The sequence below is a fragment of the Capillibacterium thermochitinicola genome, assembly GCF_013664685.1.
GTDB lineage: Bacteria > Bacillota > UBA4882 > UBA10575 > UBA10575 > Capillibacterium > Capillibacterium thermochitinicola.
Map to the genome: position 1 here is coordinate 1 of NZ_JAAKDE010000025.1, position 25,236 is coordinate 25,236.

A 25,236-nucleotide genomic window follows, 5' to 3' on the forward strand; every position below is an offset into this window, starting at 1 on the left:
CGCCAGGGAGACATGTGGATCATAACGGCCGCAATATTGTGAAAATGTATGGTTGCGACCGGCATACACATGCACTTCCTAATAATTGAATGTCTGTTTATATTACCCATAAGGACTCATTTCTAATAAATGAAATATTGTGAATAAGTGAGATTTTAAGAGAAAAATGAAGATCATAGAGGGAGGATGTCTTTAGGATGAAGAAAATTCGTTTAGTTTTGGGATTACTCGTCTTGTGTCTGATGGTCTCCATGGCGACCTTCTCGGCACCGACCACGCTCCGTGTGATTATGGGGTTGGCCGAAGAAGAATGGGCGGTTATGCGGGAGCATATCTTCCCTGCCTTTGAGAAGGAGTACAATGTAAAGATCGAAGCTTACCAGGCGGAAGCCCAGGATACCGAGAAGATTCTGGAAGCGCGGGTCCGGGCGAACAAGATGGATATCGATCTGATTACCCAGGATAATATGCGCCTGGCTACCCTGGTGGACCGGGGTTTGGTGGAAGATCTGAGTGAGTACCGGACACTGATTCCGACGACCGTTTATCCTTCCTTGATTGAAGTCGGTGAGTTCAACGGCAAACTGTACTTCTTACCTTATCGTCCCAATGTTGAGATCGCTTTCTACAACTCGGCCAAATTTAATCAGTATGGTTTGAAACCGCCGACCACCTGGGATGAACTGTTTGAAGTGGCCAAATTCTTCTATGAGAAAGAGGGCGTCGGCCGGGTGGCCATTAAGGCGGATCTTTCGCCCTGTACCGCGGTCCATCTCTTTGACTTCTGCCGCGCCGCCGGCGGTGACCCGGTTGTCCTGAATGACAAAGGTTGCTTCGAAGCTTATTCGTTCCTCCAGAAACTCTGGCCGTATCTCTCGCCCGATTCCAAGACGGCCAACTGGAACTTCATGAACACCCATATCGCCACCGAGTCGGTTTATCTCGGCCAGAACTGGCCCTTCGGGATGAATGTGATCGTCCGCGACGGCGGCAAGAAGGAAGTATTGGCTTATAACGGCTGGCGGGGCCCGGTGAAAGAGTCCCACGTGCTCGGCGGTGAAGTGATCGGGATTCCGAAGGGTGCACCGAATAAAGCGTTGGCCATTGAGTTCGCGAAATACTTGATGTCCCGTGAGGTACAGGAGAAACTCACCACCTACAACGGTTGGCCCGCCGTCCGGAGCGATGCTTACGGGCAAGTAGCGGCCTGGCAGAAGCCCTACTTCGACGCCATCAACCAGGTGTTGGCCCATGCCGAACCGCGGCCCAATCTGGTGTACTATGGTGCGGTGGAAAAGGCGATGAACGAAGCCTTCCGTGAGTGTGTCATCGAAGGTGCGCCCGTGAAACCGACTTTGGAAAAATGGGCGAAATACATCCAGGACAACAAGCGGTAAACCACCTCGCTCCCTGGACCCGGGTTTCGACCCGGGTCCCTTTGCCAAGGTAGTCGAACCCGATGGAGACGGTTCTAATCTCCTTCGGCAAACACCAACCTGTCCTTTGCCCGGTGCTTATAGCACCGGGCAAAGGGCTAGCTTCTGTATGCTTCCAGGGTTTATCACCACCTGGCTTTGCAATTCCCACCCTTCGTTGTGGGGGCAGCCAGCGGCGGTGACGACCTTGGTTTTTTTGGTTTTGCGCTACAGGTGGTCAACTGAGAAACTTTGTGCCATAATAAATGCAATAATAAATTGCGGGGGAAAGGAGAAGCAACGTGAAAAAGAAGGGAAACAACCAACAACCGATCTATCCCCCTCATGATTGGGAGATCGTTGAGGAGAAGTTTTGCCCTGCCTATAATCAACGGAACGAAACCGTATTTACACTGGGCAATGGTTATCTTGGGCTGCGCGGCAATTTTGAGGAAGGGTATCATGGCCCGGACGGAACCAGTGTCGAAGGGACTTATATTAACGGTTTTTATGAGACGGTAGATATTAAATACCCGGAAATTGCCTACGGTTACCCGGAAAAAGGCCAGACGATGCTGAATGTGACCAACGGAAAAGTGATCAAACTCTACCTGGAAGATGAAGAATTTCATATGTTCTCCGGTCAGTTGTTGGCCTACCAACGAAGGCTTGATTTAAGAAACGGGGTCCTCCACCGGAGTTTGGTCTGGCGGTCACCGGCGGGACGGGAAGTGAAACTGGAGATCACCCGTTTAGTCTCGTTTACCAACAAACATCTGGCGGCGATTGCTTATGAAGTGACGCCCCTGAATTTCGACGGGAAGATCCGCCTCTATTCAGCCCTTGATGGCGATGTCCAGAATCAGCAGGCCGGAACGGATCCGCGGGTGGGTTCTCATTTGGCCGGACGTGCTCTTGAGGTGTTGGCACAAAACGTTAATGACAAGGGTGGCGCCCTTTTGCAGCAGACCAAAAAGTCCGGTTTTTATTTGGCCTGCGCCATGCGGAACCAGGTGGAAGGCCCTCTTGCTCAGGTAAAAACGGAAAAGACGCCGTTGAGGGTCGGGGTTGCCTATGAATTTGCGGGCGAAGCGGGGCGGACGATCTGGTTGTATAAATATCTGGCTTATGTCACGGCGAAAGACGAGGCCCATGATCTTCTCCAACAGGCCGAAAACCTGGTCCGGCAGGCGGAAGAAGCCGGCTTTACCCGTTTACGCCTGGACCAGCAGGAGTATATGGCCGCCTTTTGGGCGCAAGCGGATATTGAAGTCAAAGGCGATCCGCTGGTGCAGCAGGGCCTCAGGTTTAACGCTTTTCATCTGTTGCAGGCGGTCGGGAAAGACGGGATTACCAATATCGGGGCGAAAGGACTGACGGGGGAGGGTTACGAAGGGCATTACTTCTGGGATACGGAGATTTACATTCTGCCGTTCTTTACCAACTGTAATCCGGCGATTGGCAGGGCGCTCCTGACTTACCGTTATCATACATTAGACCGGGCTCGCCGGCGGGCCTTGGAGATTGGCCTGACGCGGGGGGCCCTGTATCCTTGGCGGACGATCGGCGGAGACGAGTGTTCGACCTTCTTCCCGGCCGGTACGGCCCAGTACCACATCAATGCGGATATTGCTTATGCCATCAAAAAGTATGTGGAGCTGACGGGGGACCGCGACTTTTTGTTCACCTACGGCGCGGAGATCCTTTTTGAGACCGCCCGGCTGTGGATGGAGATCGGTGCTTTTAACCCCCGGAAGGAAAACCGGTTCTGTATTAACGTGGTCACCGGTCCGGATGAATATACGGCTCTGGTTGACAACAACTGTTACACCAACTTAATGGCGCGGGAGCACTTGAAGTATGCGGTGCAGACGGCCAAATGGATGGAAGCGGAAGCGCCCGCGCAGTACCAAAACCTCTGCGCGAAGATCGGTCTGGATGCCGAAGAGATTATGCTTTGGCAGAAAGCAGCGGAGCACATGTACATCCCCTACGATCAACGCCTGGGGATTTACGCCCAAGACGATACCTTTTTGGATAAACCGGTCTGGGATTTGGAAGCAACGCCACCGGAGAAGTTTCCTTTGCTCCTCCACTATCATCCGTTACTAATTTACCGGGCCCAGGTCTGTAAACAAGCCGATGTTGTTTTGGCGCTTTTCCTTTTGAGCACGCAGTTTACGACCGAGGAGAAAAGGCGGAATTACGATTATTACGAACGGATCACCACCCACGATTCTTCGCTCTCGCCGGCGATCTTCAGTATCGTGGCGTCGGAGATTGGTTACCACGACAAGGCGTATGATTACTTTACAGCGACCGTCCGTTTGGATCTGGACGATTACCACGGTAATACCAAGGATGGCTTGCATATGGCTTGCATGGCCGGGTCGTGGCTGGCGGTGGTCTACGGTTTTGCGGGAATGAGGGTTGCCGACGGGGTCTTGTGTTTTGCCCCCTATTTACCCGAGCAGTGGGAGGAATATCGCTTTAATGTAACCCACCAGGGAAGGATCATCCGGGTTGTCGTCAACAAAGAAGGGACCAGTTATCATTTGTTGAAAGGAGATCCTCTGGTCATTTTGGATCACCAAGAAAAAAGGGTTTTGACTACAAAGTGCGAATAAGAATTGACCGGAGGTGGACCATTCGTGACGAAAGCTGCAGTAATTTTTGATCTGGACGGGGTTATCGTTTCTACTGATGACTGTCATTACAAGGCATGGAAAAGGCTGGCGGATGAGGAAGGGATCTATTTTGACAAGGAGATCAACCACCGCTTGCGTGGGGTCAGCCGGATGGAATCTTTGGCCATTGTTTTGGAGAGGGCAAACCGCCCGTACACAATGGAAGAGCAACAAGCGTTGGCTGACCGGAAGAACGCTTATTACCGGGAGTTAATCCAGGAGTTGACGCCGGAGCATATTTTGCCGGGGGTCAGGCCGCTCCTGGAACGCCTTAAGCAGCACGGGATTAAGATTGCGATCGGTTCTTCCAGTAAAAATTCCCCGTTGATTCTGGAACGGCTTGGCCTTGCCGACGAATTTGATGCCGTTGTCGACGGGAATGCGATTAAGAACAGTAAACCGCACCCGGAAGTTTTTCTGCGCGCCGCCGAAAAACTGGGCGTTCCAGCGGCCCAATGTGTGGTGGTGGAGGATGCCGATGCCGGTGTGGAAGCGGCGCTGGCGGCCGGGATGCGTGTCATTGGGGTGGGAACGGCGGCCAGTAACGAGCGGGCAACCTGGACCGTCGCTTCCCTGGCCGATCTTTCCTGGGAAGATCTGGCCAAGTTTTTGGCTGCCGTTTAGTTGGTCCGGTGACGATCGGCACAGTAGAAAAGGTAGAGGCAGTGGTAGGTCAGGCAACCACTGCCTTTTCCTTTACCGGTGAAAACAGGCCGGCGCCAGGTCAAAGGAGGCCGGTTTGACATCACGTCAGCGCGTTACTTATAATTTATATTAACAAATTATAAACACTACAGACCCCATGTGCGGAGATTTGGGGGGAGGACGATGAGGGCGGTTGCCTTTTTTAAGCGGGAAATATTCAAAAGTTTACAGATGAGGCTGGTCTTTATTATCACTGTTTTTATGTTATTACCAGTCCTGTATTTCCTTAATTATAACTTTTCCACCGCCGAGCACTTATTACAGGAAAAAACCTCCAATTTGATTCTAGACAGTTTACAGCAGGTTGGCAACCAAATCGAGAATACCTGTCTTGATATCATTAAAATCTCGAATGTGCTCGCGAACGACCGGATCATCCTGGCCGAGTTAAGCACCGGTCTGCTTGCGGAGGGTGATCACCAACAGAAAAGAAACTACTATGAGCTTTCAAGTGCAGACAAAATAAGAATGATCAAAATTGAAGCCCAGTTGGATCAGATTAAAACGGGAATCTTTTATAACTACGATGCGGACGTCTTACTAATCGACGCCACGGGGGTCGTTTACAGCGCGATGGGGCGCGAAGAAGAGTTCAGATATAAAACCCAAATCATGGAAAACTACCATGAACAAGCATGGTACCGGAGTCTGATCCAAGAGAACCAGAATATTGTCTGGCTGGCCCCGTTTCGCTACAGTCTGTTCGGGATTGATGATGACAGCCGCTACATCTCGGCGGTCCGTGTCCTTCCGGGTGGATACCACCAGCGGAATCTGGGGTGCATCATGGTCAATGTTCACGAATCACAGTTTGCGCCAATCCTGGAAAACCACTTGAACGGCATCGTTGCCTTACTCAACGAGAAAAGGGAGATTATCTTCAGTACGGCGGATCGTGGTGTCATTGCCAAAGTGAATCTCCCGGCGCTTCTTCAGCATTCCGCCGGGAAAGAGAAGGGTTATCTCTTAACCGACGTGGACAATACGCGCTTTGTTGTGAACCACTATTCTCTGAACCGGTTTGGTTGGACGCTGGTTTCCATTATTCCCTACAGCGAAATGATAAAAGAGATTAGCAGCCTGAAGCAGCGGATCTTTTCGCTGAATCTCTTCTCCTCCTTCTTTTTATTTACCGTTGCGGTGGTTTTTATCCTCTACCTCACCAACCCGCTCAAAACCTTAGTGGAACGGATTAAAAGAATGAAGATTGGCGAGCATTATATAAAATGGCCCGAAGGGGACTTCCCCGATGATGTGAGTGGAATTGTCCGCAGTTTTGACTGTTTGTTTGAAAAGATCGAGGAGTTGGTGGAGGTTGTGATTGAAGAAAAAAGAAAGGAACAGGAGCTCAAATACGAGGCTTTACGAGCGCAGATTACTCCCCATTTTTTATTTAATACGCTTAATACCATCAAGTGGTCGGCCGTCATGAGTGGCGCTGATAATGTCGCGAGGATGATTGCGGCTTTGGGAAAACTGCTGGAGGTGAGTATGAGCAAGGGTGAGGAAGAGGTGCCCCTGAGGGAAGAGTTACAGCTCATTGAGTCCTACGTATTTATTCAAAATGTCCGGTATAACGATAAGTATGTCTTGAAGATAGAGGCGGAGGAAGGGATCGATCAACTGAAGGTTCCCAAATTGATCCTCCAACCGCTGGTGGAGAACGCGATCATTCACGGCCTGAAAAATATTGAAGGGAAAGGCGTGATCACGATCCAAGCCCGCAAAATGGATGGTTATTTAAAAGTATCCGTTGTTGATAACGGGGCGGGGATCCCCGAAGAGAAGATTTGGCAGATCCTCCATGACGCCCTTGGGGAAGGACGTAAGCAAAAGTTTTCCGGGATTGGTTTAAGCAATGTTCATGAACGGCTAAAGCTGCGGTATGGAGAGAGATTTGGGATTAATCTCTCCTCACAAGTCGGTTCCGGGACAACGGTCGACCTGATGCTGCCGATCATTACTTAGAGAAACGGTTGAAGTTAATCCTGACTGCAGTCGGTTTTGGGAGGGGGATTCTTTTATGCTTAAGGTCTTAATCGTCGATGATGAGATCCTGATCCGGGTGGGGGTTAAATCTTGTTTGAATTGGGAAGAACACGGTTTTGAAGTGGTCGGCCTCGCGGAGGACGGGGTTAAGGCCTTAAATTTAGTGGAAAAATTAGCCCCTGATATTATTTTGACCGATATCAAAATGCCGAACATGGACGGGTTAGAGTTAATTGAGGCCTTGCGGAAAGATTATCCCCACATTAAAGTGATTGTTTTAAGTTGCTACAATGAAATGGAATATGTGAAACGGGCGATGAAATTGGGGGCGGAGGATTATTTACTGAAGCTTTCGGTCCAACCCGAAACTTTGCTGGAGATTTTGAACCGGGTTAAAGCGACCATTGAACAGGAGAGGGAAGAGGAGCTCAAAACGAAGCAGGCGGAGAAGGCCATGCGCACCAACAAACAAATTCTCAAAGATAGTCTGTATAAAAAGTTTTTAAAGGGAGCGCTTCCCACTGAAGACTTTCTCCTGGGGTTGGCTGAATTCGATGTTAAGCTGGTCTTCGACCATTACTGGGTGGTTTGTTGCCGGATTAATGACAATCAGTCGAAACGCTCCTTTGCCAAGCAGCCGCTTCGCGACCATTCTTTCCGCAATATCGTCTTGGAGATGCTGGGCGACTTTTGCCAGTGTGACCTGGCCGAAGTGGAGAGCGGTTTATTCCTTTTGCTTCTTGCCAATAACCCCAATTTAGATGTGGTGGACGTTTGTGCCAAAGTAAACGGTTCGGTCCAGAAGTACTTAAACGCCGTTGTTTCCTTTGGCATCTCCCGGGGGGCGACTGGTGCCGGCGAGTTAAAAGAGCAGTATTGGCAGGCCCGGACAGCCCTGGACTATATGTTTTACGATGGAAGGGGCAGTATAACGCAGTATAAGGAAAAACTGGCGTTCAGTACGGAGCCGGTTTTCATCGAGCGGGATCTGGAAAATTTACTGCTCGGTGCGGTCGAAAGCCTTGAGCCGGATCAGGCTTGGCTTCATTTGGAAGGTTTACTGACGGAGTTTGCCCGTCATAAGAGATACTCGCCGGAGGCGGTAAAATACGCCATCATCGAGGTTATTTATGGTTTTAACTCGCTCGGCAAAAAATACGAGCTGCAGGAGCGCTTTTCTGACTTTGATGTGAAAGATAATATACCCACGATTTTAAGCATGGAAACGCTTGAGGATTTGAAAGCTTGGCTCAAAAAATATATTCAAAACCTGGTGGATGCCTTGTCCGACCTCAAACTGGAAAGGGAACGGCCGGAGATTGCAAAAATTAAAAGCTATATCCAGCAGAACATTGACAAAAACATCACGTTGGAGGATGCGGCGGAGCTTTGCAATTTAAGTAAAGCTTATTTTTCGACGGTTTTCAAGAAAGAAGTGGGCGAGAGTTTTACTGATTACACCAACCGTCTGAAGATGGAAAAGGCCAGGGAGTTAATCTGTCATCATGGTTTGCGGTGTTATGAAGCCGCCGAAAAGGTCGGCATCTTTGATCAATCTTACTTTACTAAGCTTTTTAAGAAGTATTTCGGGGAAAGCCCCAGTACAATCAGGCGTTAACCTCCCGATCGAAAAAAAATACCAACCATTCAAAAGGTTTTACCAACCAGAGGCGGGGCCACGAAAACCAGGAGGATCGGTTACCAATACGTTCTAAAGAGATTCCAAATTTAACGAAACAGCCTCCATTAATATCTTGTTAATAATCGCCTATACTTAAGGTGAGATTTTTAAAAGGAGGTAGGTTAATGAGAAAAGGGCGAAAAGTGTTGTTCTTGTTGTTGAGCGTGGCCCTGCTCAACGGTGTCCTGTTCGGTACGGTGTATGCGGCAAAACCGGTTAAACTGGTTTTCTGGGGGGCGTTGCCGCCCGAGGCCGGTCCGCAGCAAGTGATTGAGAATTACAAAAAAGTCGCACCCCACGTCACCATTGAATATGTACGTTATCTTAATGATGATCAAGGCAACATTAAACTGGATACGGCATTGTTGGCGGGTGAAGAGATTGACATCTTTACCAGTTACGGGGTGAACCGGAGAGAACAAAGGGTAAAAGCCGGCATGGCGGCGGATCTGACGGATTTATGTAAGAAGTATGGAGTGGATCTGATCCGCGATTTCGGACCCGGCGCGGCCGCCAATATTGTTGACGGCAAGGTTTATTCCATTCCGACGATGACCATTATCAACTTTATTGCGCTCAATAAAGATATGTTCGATGAAGCCGGGATTCCGATCCCCGAAGATTGGACTCTCGACGAATTCAGAGCGATTGCCAAAAAACTGACCAAAGGGGAAGGACCAAATAAGGTATATGGCATTATCGGGGATTACAATGTGAATATCATGTCTTTCCTCCCGACGAAACTTAATGGCACGCCGTATCTCAAGGAGGATATGAGCGGCACAACCTGGAAGAGCATCCCGGATTTCCGGCGCGGGTTCCAACTGCTCTATGACATGATGTATGTGGATAAAAGTATGATGTCCTGGGAGGATGTTTTGACCCAGAAGCTGACCAATACAGAGGCTTTGGCCGCGGCCTTTTTCAGCGGGCGCAGCGCGATGATGGTCACGGGGACCTATATGTTAAGAAACATAAAAGATACGGAGAAGTACCCAAGGAATTTTACCGTCGCCTTTGCCCCGAAGCCGAAGGTCGACAAGGACCAAAAGATCTATTATAAGGACCAGATGCCCCATGACGATATGATGATCCCGCCCCGGTCGACCAAGAAAGAAGAAGCCTTCAAATTTATTATCTGGTATGCCACCCAAGGGTACGATCCCATGATTGAAAACGGAAGGCCGCCGCTCTATACGAAATACGATCCGCAGAAAGCCGCTGCCCTTTTGCTGAAAGGGGCCGAGGGGATCATTGATGTCGATTCGTTCGCCAAAAGTGTGCTGGCCCCGGCCGACCACATCAAAGAAGACAAGGTTGTGCGCCAGATGGCCGAATTGGAGCGGATTTTACGCGAAGAACAAGAAGCTTACTATCTCAACGTCATTGATTTGGATACCCTCCTTGACAATTTGCAGCGCAGAATGGATCAGGTATTGCAGTCCGGTCGTTGAAGAAGACGTGGAAAGGACCTGGTCATCCGAAGGGAAGGAATCTTCCCTTCGGATGAAATTAATTTTTGGAGGGTAAAGAAAAATGAATTACAACATGATGATTTTACAGCCGGAAGCCGAGAGGGTCCGCAGGAGAAAGGCGCTTCTGAACAACCTGAAAGGATACGCATTTATCGCTCCGAATTTTCTGCTGATGCTGGTTTTTCACGCCTTTCCGGTTTTGTTCTCCCTCCTGCTTGCCTTTACGGATTGGGACCTGTTGTCAGGTTTTTCTAATCTTCAATTTAACGGGTTGGCCAACTTCGTCAATATGCCGAAAGACCCATGGTTTGTGCGTTCGTTGTTCAACAATTTCTATTATACTTTAGTGGTTGTTCCCGGGACCATCGTGCTGTCCCTCCTTTTGGCGGTGCTCATTCATGATTTTGCCTACTGTAAGGGGCTTTTTCGTTTAGTGAACTTCATTCCCTTTATCTCCAATATCGTTGCCGTTTCCCTCGTCTGGTCCCTGCTTTACAGTAAGTATGGACCAATCGTCGGCTTTTTAAAGTCGATCGGGGTGAGTGACCCGCCTGCTTTTTTGGCGAACCGCTACTGGGCTATGCCGGCCATCATCTTTATGTCCATCTGGATGCAACTTGGTTATTACGCGCTGATCTTTGGGGCCGGCTTGCAAAACATTCCCGGTGAAATCTATGAAGCTTCCATGATCGATGGGGCCAATTGGTGGCAGCGGTTTTTCTATATTATCCTCCCCATGCTGGCGCCAACCACCTTCTTTGTGCTGATCAGTTTGGTGATCGCTTCGTTTAAAGTGTTCAGTCAAATTCAAGTCATGACCGACGGCGGACCGTTCGGTTCAACTTCCGTTTTGGTCTATTATATCTACACCTCCGCTTTTAAATACTACAAATTTGGTTACGCTTCGGCCATGGCGATCGTCCTGTTCGTTATCATCTTCCTCTTTACTTTGGTACAATGGAGGGGGCAGAAGAAATGGCAGCTCTTTTAAAAGGCAAAAACAGAACAGTCGTGGTTCGATTGCTGGTTACGGCGGCGCTAATTGTCTTTTCCATCTCCATGCTTCTGCCTTTACTCTGGATGCTTTCCGCTTCTTTTAAAAAACCGGGCGACATCTGGAAGTTCCCGGTGGAATGGATACCGCCTTATTGGTATCCGGATAATTACCGGTATATTTTCCGGAAAGAAACTTCCGTTTTCCTGATGTATTTTAACTCAATCAAGGTGACGGTGATTAATGTTTTCGGGTCACTGTTGACCAGTTCATTGGCGGCCTACGCCTACGCGCGGATGAAATTCAAGGGTAAAGAAGTGCTCTTCCTCACGGTTCTGGCCACCTTGATGATCCCCAATCAAGTATTATACGTGCCGCGCTTTGTCATGTTTCGCTGGTTAGATCAGTTTATTCCGATGATGAACAGCCATAATGCCCTGATCTTGCCCGGCCTTTATGCGCCGCTGGGGATGTTTCTGCTGCGCCAGTTTTACATGCAGGTTCCGAATGAATTATCGGAATCGGCCATCATTGACGGGGCGGGCGATTTGACCATCTGGTGGCGGATCATCATGCCCATTTCCAAACCGGCGCTGGCCACCTTTGCCGTGATTGTTTTTTCCCACCACTGGAATGATTACGAAACGCCGCTCATTTTTATCCGGAGCCGTCATTTGTTTACGATCCCCTTGGGCCTGGCCAACTTTGCCGATGAAAACGGGCAGTTGTATCACTACATAATGGCTTTATCCACGATTGCCATTATCCCCTTAATCATCGTATTTCTGGCCGGGCAGAAACAGTTTATCAGGGGCATGATTGCCGGCGCTCTAAAGGGCTGAGTTTCCTCACTGCGCGCTTCACGCGCGTTGGTGGGCGCGTTTGTGGGCGCGCTCATTTGCACGTTTGCCGGCGTGTTGGTATACGCCGGTGTGCGCCGTTAACGGCCCGATTTCGATTATAGGGTGAGGGGGAGAAAGCAATGGCGAACAATTACGACATTATCGTCAGCGGCGGGGGCCCGGGGGGAATCGCGGCGGCGGTGAGTGCCGCCCGGCAAGGGAAGAAGGTTCTTTTGGTCGAACGGTACGGCTTTTTGGGGGGCGGCGCCACGGCGATGCTGGTCAATCCGTTCATGACCTATTTCGCCGGCCAGCGCCAGATTGTCAAGGGAATCTTTCAAGAGGTTGTGGAACGCTTAACGCGGCTGGGGGCCTTCGGCAACAGCCGGATGCCGGTGACGCCCTGGGCTTTTGATGCCGAAATGTTCAAGCTTGTCGCCGATCAATTGTGCCTGGAAAACCGGGTGGAAGTGCTTTTTCACGCTTCGGTGGTTGGGGCGAAGAAAAGAGGAAAAGAGATTAAAGCGCTTGTGGTCGCCACCAAAGAAGGATTGAAAAAGTTAACGGCTACGCTGTACATCGATGCGACCGGTGACGGGGATGTGGCTTATTTTGCCGGGGCGAAAGTGGAAAAAGGCCGTAGGCAGGACGGGTTGTGCCAGCCGATGACCCTAAATTTCCAAGTCGCCAATGTTGACCTGGATAAAATGCCTTCCCGGGAGGAAATGACGGCCAAATACCGGGCGGCGAAAGCAAATGGGCTTATTAACTGCCCACGGGAGGACGTCCTCTTCTTCTACACAACCAATCCCGGTGTGGTCCACTTTAACCAAACAAGAGTTTTACAGTGCGACGGGACCCGTGCGGCCGATTTAAGCATGGCCGAATTGGAGGGGCGCCGCCAGTGTTGGGAGTTTTTCCAGTGGTTAAAGGCGCATGTACCCGGATTTGAATTTGCCTATCTTCAAAAGATGGCCCCCCAGATTGGCGTCAGAGAAACACGCCGGGTGATCGGCGAGTATGTGCTCACGGAAGAAGATTTGATGTCGGCAAGGAAGTTTCCGGACGTGGTTGCCTGCGGAAGCTATCCGGTGGATATCCATAACCCGCAGGGCGAAGGGACGATCATGCGGTATTTGCCGGAAGGTGAGTGGTATGACATCCCTTACCGGGCGCTTCTTCCTTTGGGAATTGACAATCTGTTAATCGCCGGACGTTCCATCTCGTCCACCCATGAAGCCCATTCTTCCTTACGGGTCATGCCCATCGTTTTTGCCATTGGGCAGGCTGCCGGCACCGCGGCAGCCCTGAGCGTGGCGGCTGGGCGGCCGCCGCGCCAGCTCGATTACCGTTTGTTACAGAAGGAGCTCTTAACGCAAGGGGCTTTTTTGGGGGCGGAATAAACGCCCGGCCGGTGCGTTTTGCCGGCCCGTCCGGGGGAAAAGGAGGCAAAGCTTCGTAGGGTTAAGGGCGTTTGGTTGGGACGGCGGCGGCCGGGCCGGACGCGGCAGCAAGTACCGGACAAAAGGCAGTGGTTGGTTAGGCAACCACTGCCTTTTTCTTTAGGGTCGAAGTAATCAAGCATGATCTGGCTCGCTTTGAAACCAAAATCCGGTTTTCGTTCTGCTTATCTTTTCCCGCCACTTGCCATGAGGCTAAAGTTTGGTTCCCGCTTTGCTAATCCTGTTTTGCCGTCAATCGGCGGGAACCAAAGGAAGCGCAAGACCGTCCACTTCCAACTCCTCTTCGGTCAGGGTGAAAGTCCGGAGGGCCGGGCCGACCGGGCGCAGACCGGCGGGCAGACTTGCCGGGTCCAGGGCGAGGGTGTGGGTGCCCAAGGGGACGCCTTCGAAGTAGAACCGGCCATGCTCGTCGGTGAAGACTTTTTGCGCGCCGTCGTCCAGCACGACGCCCACCCAGGAGACGGGCTTTTCGTCTTCGTCCGGGCGGCCGTTGCCATTCCCGTCGATAAAGACTTTACCGCTGACCGAGCCGTTGGCGGTCACCGCAAAATCGATAAAGAAGTTTTCCTGTTCCCGCAGGCGGATTAACTGCGGGCCGGTGACCGGCGTGTAATTGGCGGGTAAAGAGGGGAGATGAAACTCCACCCGGTAAATTCCCGGCGCCAAGTTGGCGAAGAGATATTCCCCTTTTTCATTGCTGGTGGTGGCGGTGCCGTCGACCCGGATGCGGATTCCGGAGAGGGGTTTGTCGCCTTCGTCAAAGCGGCCGTTGGCGTTGGTGTCCAGATAAACCACCCCGCTGATGCTGGCCACGTTGTCTTCCTCCGTATAACGGAACGGTTTCCATGTGCCGTCCGCAAACCCCAGGGCGCGGCTGAGGGAGAGCCGGATCATATCTTCCGGGACTTCATCCCACAAAGCGTCATAGAGCCGTTGCAGTTCCAGTTTGAGCAGGTAATACGAGGGAAGGGTTCTTTGCAGACCTAAGCCGTAGAACCATTGGGGGTGCCGACGGGTGCTGACCGGCGAGCGGTACCCCAGATTTCCGTTGATCTGCCATTTGCCGTCGAAGGTGTAATAATTTAAGCCCAGGTTTACGGTGGTGTAACGGTAGTCTTCCGCCGCGGCGTAGAAGGGCAATTCCTTGGTCCGCTTCACCTCCGCAAACAGGGTCAGTTCGCGGGAGAGAAACTGGTAAAGGGAAAGCCCGGTGGTCAGCTCGCTGACCTGGAAAGCAGCGTCCGACGGGACCTCTTTTTTCCCCTCCAGGAGGAGATTGCCCATGAGGAGTGTATTGTCGGTCACGTTCCATTTGGTGTTGGCCTCACCGCTTAAATCCAGCCCGGTATAACTCTGGTCTGCCCAAGTGTTGGTCGTATCCAGCGCGACCCCAAAAAGGAGGTTGGGGGTGACCGCGAGGGTCAGATCGCTTAGGAAATGAAGTTTCTGTAAACGGAAGGGACCTTCCCGGTCCAGGAAGAAATCGGCGTTGACCAACTCCACTTTTGTATTGGTACCGACGGTTCTTTCCCGCAAGACGTGTTTAATGGTGAAACTGGTTTCTTCTGCTTCGAACAGACCTCGGTCGCTATCTTCGGTTTTCCACTCTTTCCCGATTCCGCCGGCGATACTGTTCTGGCCATAGCTGCCAAAGCGCTTGGTCAGTATCAGTCTGGCCCCGTCCAACGACCAGGGATGGGCGTTTGGCGTTGCTTCCAACAGATAACCTTCGGTGTTGAGGATTAAATCTTCTCTCAGCTCAAGCTCGGAAAGGATCTTACCTCCTTGCCCCGGTTGGGTGTCGACCCCAAGGGAAACGGCGGTTGGGACGTAGAGGATCACCCCTTCGAAATAACCGTTTTCCAGGCAGTAGAATAAGGAGGATTCAAAGCCCGAGCGGACCTCCGATTCGATTTCGCCGCCGACCATCCAGTCCAGGGTACAGATGAGGTTGTTGTTGATCCGGAAAGCGACGCCCGTATCCGAACCGATATAACTCAATTCGGGAAAGTTGACAAAGGGAGCGGAAACAGTAGTTTCCTGTTCAAAAGTGAGGTTATCGGTGACGGCTTTCCGTTGGCGGTAGCTGACCAGGACACCTTCCCACTCCGTAACCTCGGCCGGTTTGTAGAGGCCGACGGTGACCAGGAGATCATTGCCGTCTTTTTTCATGATCCGGGGTGACGCAGCAATCTTTTGGGTTGCTTCAATGGTTTCGCCGTTTTCTTTCTGGATCACGCTCCGGATTTTGTTAACCCGGTTAATCCGGAGCGGGACGTCACGGAAAAGGTAGTTCCCGTCGGCAGTGAGCTGTTGGGTTTGCCATAAACGGTCATTCACATAAAGCAATACCTGGTCGCCGGCAGCGGCGGGACCGGAGACGTCAGTATAAGCCACTAATTCACTGCGGATCTGTTCGTCGGGGATCATGTATAAAATTCCCCAAAGGTCCTGTTCCGCAATGGTGTTTTCTAAGTCAAGGGTGGTATTCCCGATGATGATCAATTCGCCATCCTGCTGGTATTTGCCGCGGAGCAGCGTCAGTTCGGGCTTAAAGGCATGGTTATAAAAATCGTAATCGCCGCTTGCGGCCGCGGAAAGCGTCCACTCTCCGGCGTAACCGTCGGTGCGGATCTTAAAGAAGCCCGTCAGAGCTTCGTGCTGGCCTGCTTCCGTGCGGTGTTCGACCCCCAATTGGTAACGGATGGAGCTGAGCGCAAAGGTCGGGCCTTCTTTGGGTGGTACCTCTCGGCCAGGCTCCGGAACTTGCTGTTCAGGCCGGATTGGGGCCGGGCTTTGCTTCAGCATGTCTGCGCCCACGTTAATGCTTAAGGCCTGGTAACTGAAGTCCCAGTTAATCTCGGCTTCGAGGAAGGAGGCCAAAAAGGGAATCCCGACATAGATGTCACCGTTGAAGAAGACCGGAGGCGGACAGTTTAAAAGGGATTGGCCGTCGATCCGGTAGATCTTTTCGTCCAGATAAATCTCGGCCCATTTGTCGCTGGCTTTGCTGGCCAGCACCACCTTCTCTTCCTTCCGGAAGTACGAAACTTCCAGGTTTAAATAGGCCGTCAGGCGGTTGACGGGGACCAAGAGCTCATCTTCCTGTTCGAGAAGTTCAAAGTAGGGATCCTGGATGATGGTGGTCTCTTCCGTTTTGATTAACAAGAGGACAACACTTGTCTCCAGAGTGCTCGGATCCTGGGCGAAAGCTGCTACCCCGGAAAAAAAAGGGAGCAGACAGCAGAGCACCATGGTTCGAAGCAAGTTAAGGCCGGCTCGATAATTGCTTCTTTTCCGCATTTTAGAAATTCCCCCTATTCTGCCAGTTCAAGGTGAAGACAACTTAGGGTATGGTAAAGGGAACCACGGAGGAGAGGGTTTCGGTTGTCCCCGCAAAACTCAGCTTTAACGATAATTGATAATTACCGGCGGCTAGCTCGGCTTCAATGGGCAGCGTCAGTAGGCACTGGCTGTCCGGGAGGATCAGTTGTTCTCCACTGGTCCAGGCGGCGTAGGGCGTACCGTCTTCGCCGGTTATTTCGTAGGCGACTTGATAGCGGATATGCCCTTGCCCATCATTGACCAGACCAAGCAGCGTCGTCGGCTGACCTTGCGGTGTCGGTTCGACTTTTACTCCCAACAAACGGCAGGAATAAACGGTTTCGGTGAAAGAGAGATAAACCGTGGTTCCAACCTGAAAAACCATGGCGGAACCAACCGTTTCGGGCGAAGGACGGCTTTCTTCGAAAAAGATGATCCCCCTTCTTTCCAACCAGCTGCCGCTTTTCGGTGCGGTTAAGGTGAAACGGACATACTGGCTCTCGCCGGGGGCCAGTTTAAACCGGCGGGGATTAAATTTTATCAAGCCGTCGAGGGTATCGGGCCGTTCACCGGCGCTGAAGGTGACGAGGCGGCCTTCGGGGTCGAGGGTCCAGTCGTAAACGACGGCGGTAAACTCCACCTCTGTATCCTGGGTATTGGTGACCTTGATGGCGTCGGTGATCCGGGCGCCCGGTTGTAAAGTAAAGATAAACTTACTGGGCTCAACCCGGACTACGCCCTGCGCGGTTGGTGCGCCGAGCAAAGTAAAGAAAAAAACAGCGGTCAGGAAGTGAAAAACCCGGCGTGGTGCTGGTTTGATCATTGTCTGTTTCCTCCCTGCAGGTATTAATAAAGAGAGCTGGTGGGGCGCGTCCACCAGCCCGCAAAGGTCCGAATGGTGGGTGTGTTTAGAGGGTATACGCGCGGAAGATGATCTTCCCGTCGTAACGACCCTGCGCGGTATTGCGCGTATACGGGACTCTAAACTGGTGGTAAACCGTTAGTTTCTCGCAAGCGTCTTTCTCGGCGACCTCAAAGATCTTGCCATCCTCGTCGAAGACGAAAGTGCCGCCAAAGTTGGACATACTATAACCACTGCGCATATGGAGCGGTAAAGAACCCCGTTCGGAAGTTAAGGGCCCGGCTTCCACTTCGTATTTGTAGTTATCGTTGGCGTATACTTCAACCTTAAAGATGTCACAGCCTTGGATAAAGATCTCATCATTGTCAAAATCAAATTCGGTATGGGGGTTATGGCCAAGCATGTACCAATGCTTGTCGACAAAGCCGCCGATTTCATTGTCGAAGACCAAGAGGTATCCGGAGGAGGAGGCTTTGGTGCTAATCCCCGGTCCGTAGCTTCTTAACCCGGTCTGGCCTTTGTTACCGGTCACTTTCATCTCAAGATAACAGGGGATGAAAGCCCGGGCGTCCAGGGTCATCTCCACCGATTGCCCGTTCACATTGTTGTCGTCAAAAACGTAATCGGTCCGGTTAAACCAGTCAATGTTTACATATTCATCGCCTGTTTTGTTCCAAGTTACTTTACCGTCGTCAAAGGCGTTTCCGAACAGATAGGTGAGCGCATCGGTAAAGTCGATGGCGTTGTTATATTGCCACCAAGGATATTCAGGCTCGAGACCACCCGGATAGCCACTGGCGATCGTGGCGGCAAAAAGGGAAAGAAGAGTTAGGGTAACAGCGATCGCAGTTATTTTTCTCATCTTCTCCAACCTCACTAGTTGCTTTTTATTACAAACCGGTATAACGCGCCTCTACCGGAGTGTAACCTAACCTGTTAAGGGGCGAGCGTTTTGGCGGTCAGAAACAACCGGAAGTTATAGTCTCCGGTCGGGTAATGGGGCCAATTGGCGACTGAGGCGGTGATGTACAGTTCGGTCCAGTAATTGGCGGCGGTTGCACCATCACCGGCCACCGTGGGGTTACCAAAAGCCACGGGGCGATAATCGCCGCCGGGGAACATTCTTTCTTTGAAATCCATTGTGTTAATGGTTTTACCGATTCCCACCAGGAGCGGGAACGGAAGTGTATCTAAGGGTGTTTCGTTTCCGATGCGCAGTGCGAGGCACCAGGGCGCATTGGAAGCCAGTAAAAGTTTGACCGGATGGCGGGTTGTAATGAGTTCTTCCGTCCAAAATGAGGATGTGTCGACGGTGAGCAGCGGTTGGGTGTTGGCCGGTTCGAGGCGGATCCAGGGTAAAATCCCGACTTTGACCAGCAGGGGAATGGACGGTGCCCCTTCGGCGCCCGGGCAAACTGCATAAACCAGGCCTTCGTATTCACCGGGGGGATCGGACGGCAGCAGTTGGATCGTCGCCTGAAAGGCGGCCGCCGCGTTGTCGCGCTTGGTGGTGGAATCAGCGGTGAAAGTGAGGCGTTCCGCCGGGATCCGGTTTCCGGTCCTGACGGCAAAAAGCCCGGTGGTTTCAAACCGGACTGCTTGCGTGGCGGCCACCGGTAAGGTAAAGGTTAAGGAACGCGTTATTTTACTGACGGGTGCGATTGACCCAAAATCCATAATGAACGGCTTGTTCGTGGGCGCGGCCTTGGTCGGAGTGGTCAGGAAAACAGCGAGGAGAAGAAGGATAAACCAGACGACCGGAGTACGCTTTTTCATCGGAATCCTCCGTTTTGCCGTAGTTTTTGCCGACAAGTAATTTTATTGTATGCCCCGGACAGAAAGTTGATGCGTGAAAAGTAATAATTTCCAGATTTCTTTTTCTGCCCAGCTTGTTGCCTGTTGCCGGACAAGTTGCGCCCGGCCTGTTACCGGACAAGGTTGGAAAAGCGGAGTGCGGCCGGAAGGAAGCTTGAAAGATATTAATGGGAGCAAAGCGGGCGTCAAGGAGGGAAACAAAAGCGGTGGAAGAACGCAGGACGGGGAAGAAAAAGGCCGGCCTCGCGGAAGAGGCCGGTCAAAGGAAAAAGGAGGAAAAAGGAAGGAGGTGGTGTCAACCGGGAAGAGGCTTTGGTCAGTATTTACCAGAGCCCGTGCTCTTCGGCACATCGGTTCAGCGCGGCGATCACTTCGTCTTCGTCTTTGCCGTCTACGGTGATGGTAATCCGGTCGCCTTGTTCGGCGCCCAGACTAAGGAGGTCCAGGAGGCTTTTTAGGTTGCCTTCTTTTCCGTTTTTGGCGATCGTTACTTCGCTTTCGAACTTGGAAACAGTATTGACCAAAACGGCGGCCGGTCGGGCGTGCAACCCGGTTTTCGTTTTGATGGTTGCCGTTATGACCCGCATGAGGAATCACTCCTTTCTTCTTTGTCCTCCAAAGCAGCCCTGATCTGTTCCGCGGTGGACAGGGCAAGCACTTTTTTGGCTAGTGCTTTGGCGGTGGAGTTTTTTAAGGCCCGGATCTGTTTTTTCACTGCCAACAGAGCGGACGGACTCATACTGAAGGATTCAAGGCCGAGGCCGATTAAAAGCGAGGTAAACCGGGGGTCGCCCGCCATTTCACCACACATGCTGACTTCGATCCGGCCTTTCCGGGCTTGGTCGATCACCAGTTTAATTAGGCGTAAAACTGCGGGGTGGAAGGGGGAATAGAGATGGGAGATCTGTTTATTCATCCGGTCAACGGCCAGGGTATACTGGATCAGATCGTTGGTGCCGATGCTGACGAAATCCACTTCTTTGGCGAAGAGGTCGGTGATGATGGCCGCCGAAGGAACTTCCACCATGATCCCGATGGGAACACGGCCGCTTACGGAATGCCCCTCCGCGATGAGTTCCGCTCTTACTTCTTCGGCGCATTTGACGGCCGCCCGGAACTCTTCGAGACTGGAGATCATCGGGAACATGATTTTGAGCTGGCCATGGACTGAAGCCCGGTAAAGGGCCCGTAATTGGGTGGTGAACAACGCCTTGTTCTTCAGGCAGAAGCGGATTCCCCGGCAACCCAGGAAGGGGTTCATCTCCGGTTCCAGGTTGAGGGCAGGCATGTTTTTATCGCCGCCGATGTCGATTGTCCGAATGACGACCGGTTTGCCTTCCATTTTGGCCAATACTTCTTTATAAGCCTGGAATTGTTCTTCCTCGGTGGGCAGCGTTTCCCGGTTTAGAAATAAATACTCCGTCCGGTAGAGACCGATACCGTCGGCCCCGTACTCCAGGGCTTTGGGCAGTTCCCAAGGCCCGCCGATGTTGGCTAAAAGTTTGATGGTTTGGCCGTTTTTAGTGCGCGCGGCAAGCCCCTTCAGGCTGAACAGCTCTTTCTTCTGACGGAGGAATGCTTCCTGTCTTTGCCGGTACCCTTCAACGGTGTCGGGATCCGGGTTGACCAAAACCAAACCTTGTTCCCCGTCGATGATAATGAGATCACCGCTTTGCACGGAAGGAGTGATCTTTTTCACCCCGACCACGGCGGGCAGTTCCAGGGAGCGGGCGATGATGGCCGTATGGGAAGTGGGCCCCCCTACTTCCGTGACGAACCCTTGGACTTTATCCAGGGGCAGGAGGGCGGTATCGGAAGGGGTAAGTTCGTCGGTGACGATGATACAATCCTCTTTGATTTGGGGTATTTGCGGTCCGTTCACCGCGAGAAACTGTAAAATGTGATTGGCCACGTCTCTAAGGTCGGTTGCTCTTTCGCGAAAATATGCATTGTTGGACTTGGCCAGGATATCGAGGTAAAAATTCACCGTGGTCTCCAGGGCGAATTCGGCATTTACTTTTTCTTGGGTGATCTGGTTTTCAACCCGGGAGATTAACTCCGGGTCTTCCAGGAACAGACGGTGGGCTTTAAAGATTTGCGCGCTTTCCGTTTGCTCTTGCGCCCGGGCCGCTTCGATGAAACCGTCGATCCGCGTTTTCGTTGCGGCTAAAGCCTGGTGAAAACGCTCCTTCTCCGCGGCGACATCTTGGATGGTCCTTTTTTCCAATTGAAACTGTTTTTTCGGGAGCACCAGTGCCGGACAAATCGCGATACCAGAAGAAGCAGGAATACCTTTGTACATTGCTTAATCACCTTCTTTATCAAGTGTAGAGTAAATAAAATAATAAAAGGCATTAACCCAGATTAGGTTAATGCCTGGCGATCCCAGTAACACACCCGTTCAGAACTCTTTTGTCTTTATTTTACCTGAGAACGGGGAGATTTGCAACAATAATTTAAAGAAAGCGAAGCGGTTGGCAGTTTTTTTTATCGACCATGGGCTTTGCTTTTTCCATTGTTATGTTATAATGTTGTTAAATAGAACCCGGTTAAATTAGGGTTTTGTCGTTGGCTAGGGCAGGAGGTGCGGTTATGCCGGCCGAATACGCGGTGATTAAACCTTTCAACAATAATGTGGTTTTGGCTAAGCACCAAGGCACCGAAAAGATTCTGATCAAGAAAGGCATCGGTTTCAGCGCCAAACCCGGCGACCGGATTCCGGCCGATACCGATTTTGAACGGGTTTTTGTGATCGAGAATCCCGAGACCAGTCAACGGTTCAAACAGATCGTGGCCGAGAACGACGCGCGGCTGGTGGGGGTCTGTGAGGAGATCTTGCACATGATCTCGTCGGCCACCGGGGAACCCCTTGACGAAGAGTTGCACGTGCGTTTGACCGACCATATTGCCTTCACCGTTTTTCGCCTGCAGAATAACGACCAGATCGAAAATCCGTTTATGATCGAGATTGAGACCCTCTACCCTCAGGAATTGGCGTTGGCCAAGGAAGCAATCAAAATGTTGGAGAAGGCCCTCAATCTCCAAATTCCCGAGGACGAAGCCGGGTTTATTGCCCTGCATATTCATTCTTTAAAAACCAGGGATAAACTCTCCAATTCAGTCAAATACGCTTATATCTGTAATTCGGCTTTGGAGATTATCGAGGATGAGTTGGGGATTGCGGTCGACCGTAAATCCCTTGACTACGCGCGGTTTGCTTCGCATATTCGCTATGCGGTCGAAAGAATTATCAAGGGTAATCCGATTAAAAACGAACTCCTGCCCGCCATCAAGAAGACCTATAAGGACTCCTATCGTTTGGCCAAGTTGGTCGGGAAGATGATGGAAGAAGAGCTCTATGCGGAGGTACCCCAGGAAGAACTGGGCTACCTGACACTCCATATCGAAAGATTAAAAAATGCTCTTGACAACTAACATTTTATTAACTATACTGTAAATGAATATCAATAAATGTTACCACCTGAAACAGCGTGCAACCTGTGGGCATGAGCTGGAGGGTATTCCCTTCGGCTCTTTTTCTTTTGTCAAAAAAAAAATAAAAATTAGGAGGTTAAAAAATGAACGGAAACTTTTTGGGTAAACTGCAACGTCTGGGGAAGGCCTTGATGACCCCGGTGGCAGTGATGCCGGCGGCGGCGCTGTTGCTGCGCTTGGGTTCCGGTGATGTCCTTGATCTGCCCTGGATGGCCAATGCCGGGGCCGCTGTCTTTAACAACCTGCCGCTGTTGTTTGCCATCGGAATTGCCATTGGCTTGGCCGACGAGAACAACGGGGTGGCCGGGCTGGCCGCGGCCGTTGGCTACTGGGTGCTGACTTTGGTGGCCACCACCTTTGATGCGGGCATCAACATGGGTGTCCTCGCCGGTATCATTGCTGGTCTTATCGCTGCGATGATGTACAACAAGTACAAAGCAGTTCGTCTTCCTGATTTCCTCGGGTTCTTTGGCGGGAGAAGGTTTGTGCCGATTATCACTTCATTTGTCGCTTTAATCCTGGGCGTAATTGCCGGTTTTGTCTGGCCGTTGATTCAGAATTACATCAGCACTTTCGGGAATGTGATTGCGACCTCGGGTGCGGTTGGCGGCTTTTTCTTCGGTTTCCTCAACCGCTTGCTGATCCCCTTCGGTTTGCACCACGTGATCAACTCCTTCGCCTGGTTCCAGTTTGGGGAGTATGTTAACGCCGCCGGGCAAACCATCACCGGCGACCTGTCCCGTTTCTTCGCCGGGGACCCCACGGCCGGTGTCTTTATGACCGGTTTCTTCCCGATTATGATGTTTGGTCTCCCCGCTGCTTGTCTGGCGATGATCGCCACGGCCAAACCGGAAAACCGGAAATCTGTCGCCGGTATGCTTCTTGGTGTGGCCTTCACCTCTTTCTTAACCGGGATCACCGAGCCGATCGAGTTCCTCTTCATGTTCTTGGCACCGGTCCTGTACGTCCTGCATGCGCTGTTGAGCGGTATTAGCTTGGCGCTGACCAACGCTTTGGGTATGCGCTGCGGCTTTGGTTTCTCGGCCGGTTTCATCGACTATTTCCTCAACTTCGGGATCTCCGCGAACCCGATTGGCCTTTTGGTGGTCGGTGTCGTCTTTGGTGTGATCTACTACCTTGTCTTCGTCTACTTCATTAAGAAACTGGATATTCCGACTCCAGGCCGGATTACGGAAGAGTCGGCGGTACTGTCCGGGTTAAGCAATACCGAACTGCGCGACCGGGCGGCGGAAGTCCTGGCGGCGCTGGGCGGGAAGGAAAACATCAAAGTGATTGATGCTTGCGTCACCAGAATCCGGATTACCGCGATCGACGGCGAAAAAGTGGATGAAGCCCGCTTGCGGGAACTGGGTGCCACCGCGGTCTTAAAACTGCCGGGGAACAACTTCCAGATTGTCGTAGGGACCGTGGCCGACCCGTTGGTGACCCACATGAAAGCAGTAATGACCGCCAAGAATATCAGCGGTTAAGGAACCCCGAACCCCAAAACTGCAGGAGCCGGACGGCTCCTGCAGTCCTTATAAAAAGACTGTGGTTTAGGAGGAGAAGATGGTAAAAAGACTGCTTGACTGCGATACCTCGGATTTGGCGAAGATGACGAAGGATGAGATCCTCACCGCCATTGCCGCCAGTGAAGGGCGGGTGCTGGTCAGTGAGGTGATTGGCGTCATTCCGCCGCTGCTCTTTGACATCAGCAATGCCGAACTGGTGGCGGCCTGTGGTGCGGATCTTATCCTCCTTAACATGCTTGATCTGGACCAGCCGGACTACTTTGGCCTGCCTCCCCACGAACCGGCTGAAGTCATTAACGTAATTAAAAGGTTGACGGGAAGGTTAATCGGGGTTAATCTGGAAGCAGTCGGTGAAAATACCACTTTACCCCCGGGGCGGCGGGCTTCGGCGGTAAACGCCCGGAAGGCCCGGGCGATGGGGGCGGACTTCATTGTCTTGACGGGGAATCCGGGGACGGCCGCTTCCAACCGGGTGATCAGCAAAGTCCTGGCCGAGATTGCCGGGGAAGTGGGGGATGAACTGATCATTGCCGCCGGGAAAATGCATGCGGCCGGCCTCCGCCACGAAAGTGGCGAACAATTGGTCACCGCCCAGGATGTGGAGGAGTTTATCACCGCCGGTTGTGATATTGTTTTACTGCCCGCGCCGGGGACCGTGCCCGGAATTACCATGGAGTATATCAAAGGCCTGGTGCAGCTGGCCCATTCCCGCGGGGTGCTCACGATGACTACGGTCGGCACTTCCCAGGAAGGGGCTGACGAGCAGACCGTGCGGCAGATAGCCCTGCTGGCCAAGATGACCGGGACCGACTTGCACCACATTGGGGATGCAGGCTACCCCGGAATTGCGGTTCCGGAAAACATAATCGCTTACAGCATAGCGATTCGGGGGCGTCGGCATACCTACCGGCGGATGGCGCGCTCCATCAACCGGTGAGTTAATAGAGGAAAAATGAA

18 protein-coding genes are annotated in these 25,236 nt (G+C 51.8%); 12 read left to right on the forward strand and 6 right to left on the reverse strand.

Features of this window, described 5'->3' with window-relative positions; genetic code table 11:
- Nucleotides 1–197: 197 nt before the first annotated feature.
- From G5B42_RS10000 to G5B42_RS10040, 9 genes are all read left to right on the forward strand, one after another.
- Nucleotides 198–1,397 carry an ABC transporter substrate-binding protein gene (locus tag G5B42_RS10000; protein ID WP_181340335.1) on the forward strand — a complete coding sequence of 400 codons (1,200 nt, stop codon included), beginning with the start codon at nt 198–200 and terminating at the stop codon, nt 1,395–1,397.
- A gap of 320 nt (nt 1,398–1,717) precedes the next feature.
- On the forward strand, nt 1,718–4,042 hold the full coding sequence (locus G5B42_RS10005; protein ID WP_181340336.1) for a glycoside hydrolase family 65 protein: 2,325 nt from the start codon (nt 1,718–1,720) through the stop codon (nt 4,040–4,042).
- A gap of 24 nt (nt 4,043–4,066) precedes the next feature.
- Complete coding sequence (gene pgmB, locus G5B42_RS10010; protein ID WP_181340337.1) at nt 4,067–4,726, forward strand: beta-phosphoglucomutase; 660 nt, start codon at nt 4,067–4,069, stop codon at nt 4,724–4,726.
- 252 nt (nt 4,727–4,978) lie between these two features.
- Entirely contained in the window at nt 4,979–6,775 is a 1,797-nt protein-coding gene (locus G5B42_RS10015; protein ID WP_231133470.1) for a cache domain-containing sensor histidine kinase, read from the forward strand.
- 55 nt (nt 6,776–6,830) lie between these two features.
- On the forward strand, nt 6,831–8,414 hold the full coding sequence (locus G5B42_RS10020) for a response regulator (protein ID WP_181340339.1): 1,584 nt from the start codon (nt 6,831–6,833) through the stop codon (nt 8,412–8,414).
- A gap of 188 nt (nt 8,415–8,602) precedes the next feature.
- Nucleotides 8,603–9,931, forward strand: a complete 1,329-nt coding sequence (locus G5B42_RS10025) for an ABC transporter substrate-binding protein (RefSeq protein ID WP_181340340.1) — start codon at nt 8,603–8,605, stop codon at nt 9,929–9,931.
- 82 nt (nt 9,932–10,013) lie between these two features.
- Nucleotides 10,014–10,943, forward strand: a complete 930-nt coding sequence (locus G5B42_RS10030) for a carbohydrate ABC transporter permease (protein ID WP_231133472.1) — start codon at nt 10,014–10,016, stop codon at nt 10,941–10,943.
- Nucleotides 10,928–11,788 (forward strand): carbohydrate ABC transporter permease, encoded by an 861-nt coding sequence (locus tag G5B42_RS10035; protein ID WP_181340341.1) that lies wholly within the window; start codon nt 10,928–10,930, stop codon nt 11,786–11,788. The genes G5B42_RS10030 and G5B42_RS10035 overlap by 16 nt, the downstream gene beginning before the upstream one ends.
- Nucleotides 11,789–11,928: 140 nt before the next feature.
- On the forward strand, nt 11,929–13,191 hold the full coding sequence (locus G5B42_RS10040; protein WP_181340342.1) for an FAD-dependent oxidoreductase: 1,263 nt from the start codon (nt 11,929–11,931) through the stop codon (nt 13,189–13,191).
- Between the two features lie 291 nt (nt 13,192–13,482).
- Here the strand turns inward: G5B42_RS10040 and G5B42_RS10045 are convergent, their stop codons facing one another.
- From G5B42_RS10045 to ptsP, 6 genes are all read right to left on the reverse strand, one after another.
- Complete coding sequence (locus tag G5B42_RS10045; RefSeq protein ID WP_181340343.1) at nt 13,483–16,554, reverse strand: SdrD B-like domain-containing protein; 3,072 nt, start codon at nt 16,552–16,554, stop codon at nt 13,483–13,485.
- 43 nt (nt 16,555–16,597) lie between these two features.
- A complete protein-coding gene (locus G5B42_RS10050; protein ID WP_181340344.1) occupies nt 16,598–17,398 on the reverse strand; it encodes a fimbrial biogenesis chaperone in 801 nt (266 codons plus the stop codon).
- 85 nt (nt 17,399–17,483) lie between these two features.
- Nucleotides 17,484–18,299, reverse strand: a complete 816-nt coding sequence (locus tag G5B42_RS10055) for a hypothetical protein (protein WP_181340345.1) — start codon at nt 18,297–18,299, stop codon at nt 17,484–17,486.
- Nucleotides 18,300–18,373: 74 nt separating this feature from the next.
- Nucleotides 18,374–19,213, reverse strand: coding sequence for a hypothetical protein (locus G5B42_RS10060; RefSeq protein WP_181340346.1), 840 nt, complete (start codon nt 19,211–19,213; stop codon nt 18,374–18,376).
- A 362-nt stretch (nt 19,214–19,575) separates the two neighbouring features.
- On the reverse strand, nt 19,576–19,839 hold the full coding sequence (locus G5B42_RS10065) for an HPr family phosphocarrier protein (protein WP_181340347.1): 264 nt from the start codon (nt 19,837–19,839) through the stop codon (nt 19,576–19,578).
- A complete protein-coding gene (gene ptsP, locus G5B42_RS10070) occupies nt 19,827–21,554 on the reverse strand; it encodes a phosphoenolpyruvate--protein phosphotransferase (protein ID WP_181340348.1) in 1,728 nt (575 codons plus the stop codon). Before ptsP ends, G5B42_RS10065 begins: the two co-directional genes overlap by 13 nt.
- Nucleotides 21,555–21,844: 290 nt before the next feature.
- Between ptsP and G5B42_RS10075 the strand changes: the two genes are divergently transcribed.
- The 3 genes from G5B42_RS10075 (at nt 21,845) to G5B42_RS10085 (ending at nt 25,216) form a co-directional block, all read left to right on the forward strand.
- Complete coding sequence (locus G5B42_RS10075; RefSeq protein WP_181340349.1) at nt 21,845–22,687, forward strand: BglG family transcription antiterminator; 843 nt, start codon at nt 21,845–21,847, stop codon at nt 22,685–22,687.
- Between the two features lie 143 nt (nt 22,688–22,830).
- Nucleotides 22,831–24,237, forward strand: a complete 1,407-nt coding sequence (nagE, locus tag G5B42_RS10080) for an N-acetylglucosamine-specific PTS transporter subunit IIBC (RefSeq protein ID WP_181340350.1) — start codon at nt 22,831–22,833, stop codon at nt 24,235–24,237.
- A gap of 79 nt (nt 24,238–24,316) precedes the next feature.
- Nucleotides 24,317–25,216: a DUF7916 family protein gene (locus G5B42_RS10085; RefSeq protein ID WP_181340351.1), complete on the forward strand. Its 900-nt coding sequence runs from the start codon at nt 24,317–24,319 to the stop codon at nt 25,214–25,216.
- The last annotated feature ends 20 nt before the right edge of the window (nt 25,217–25,236 follow it).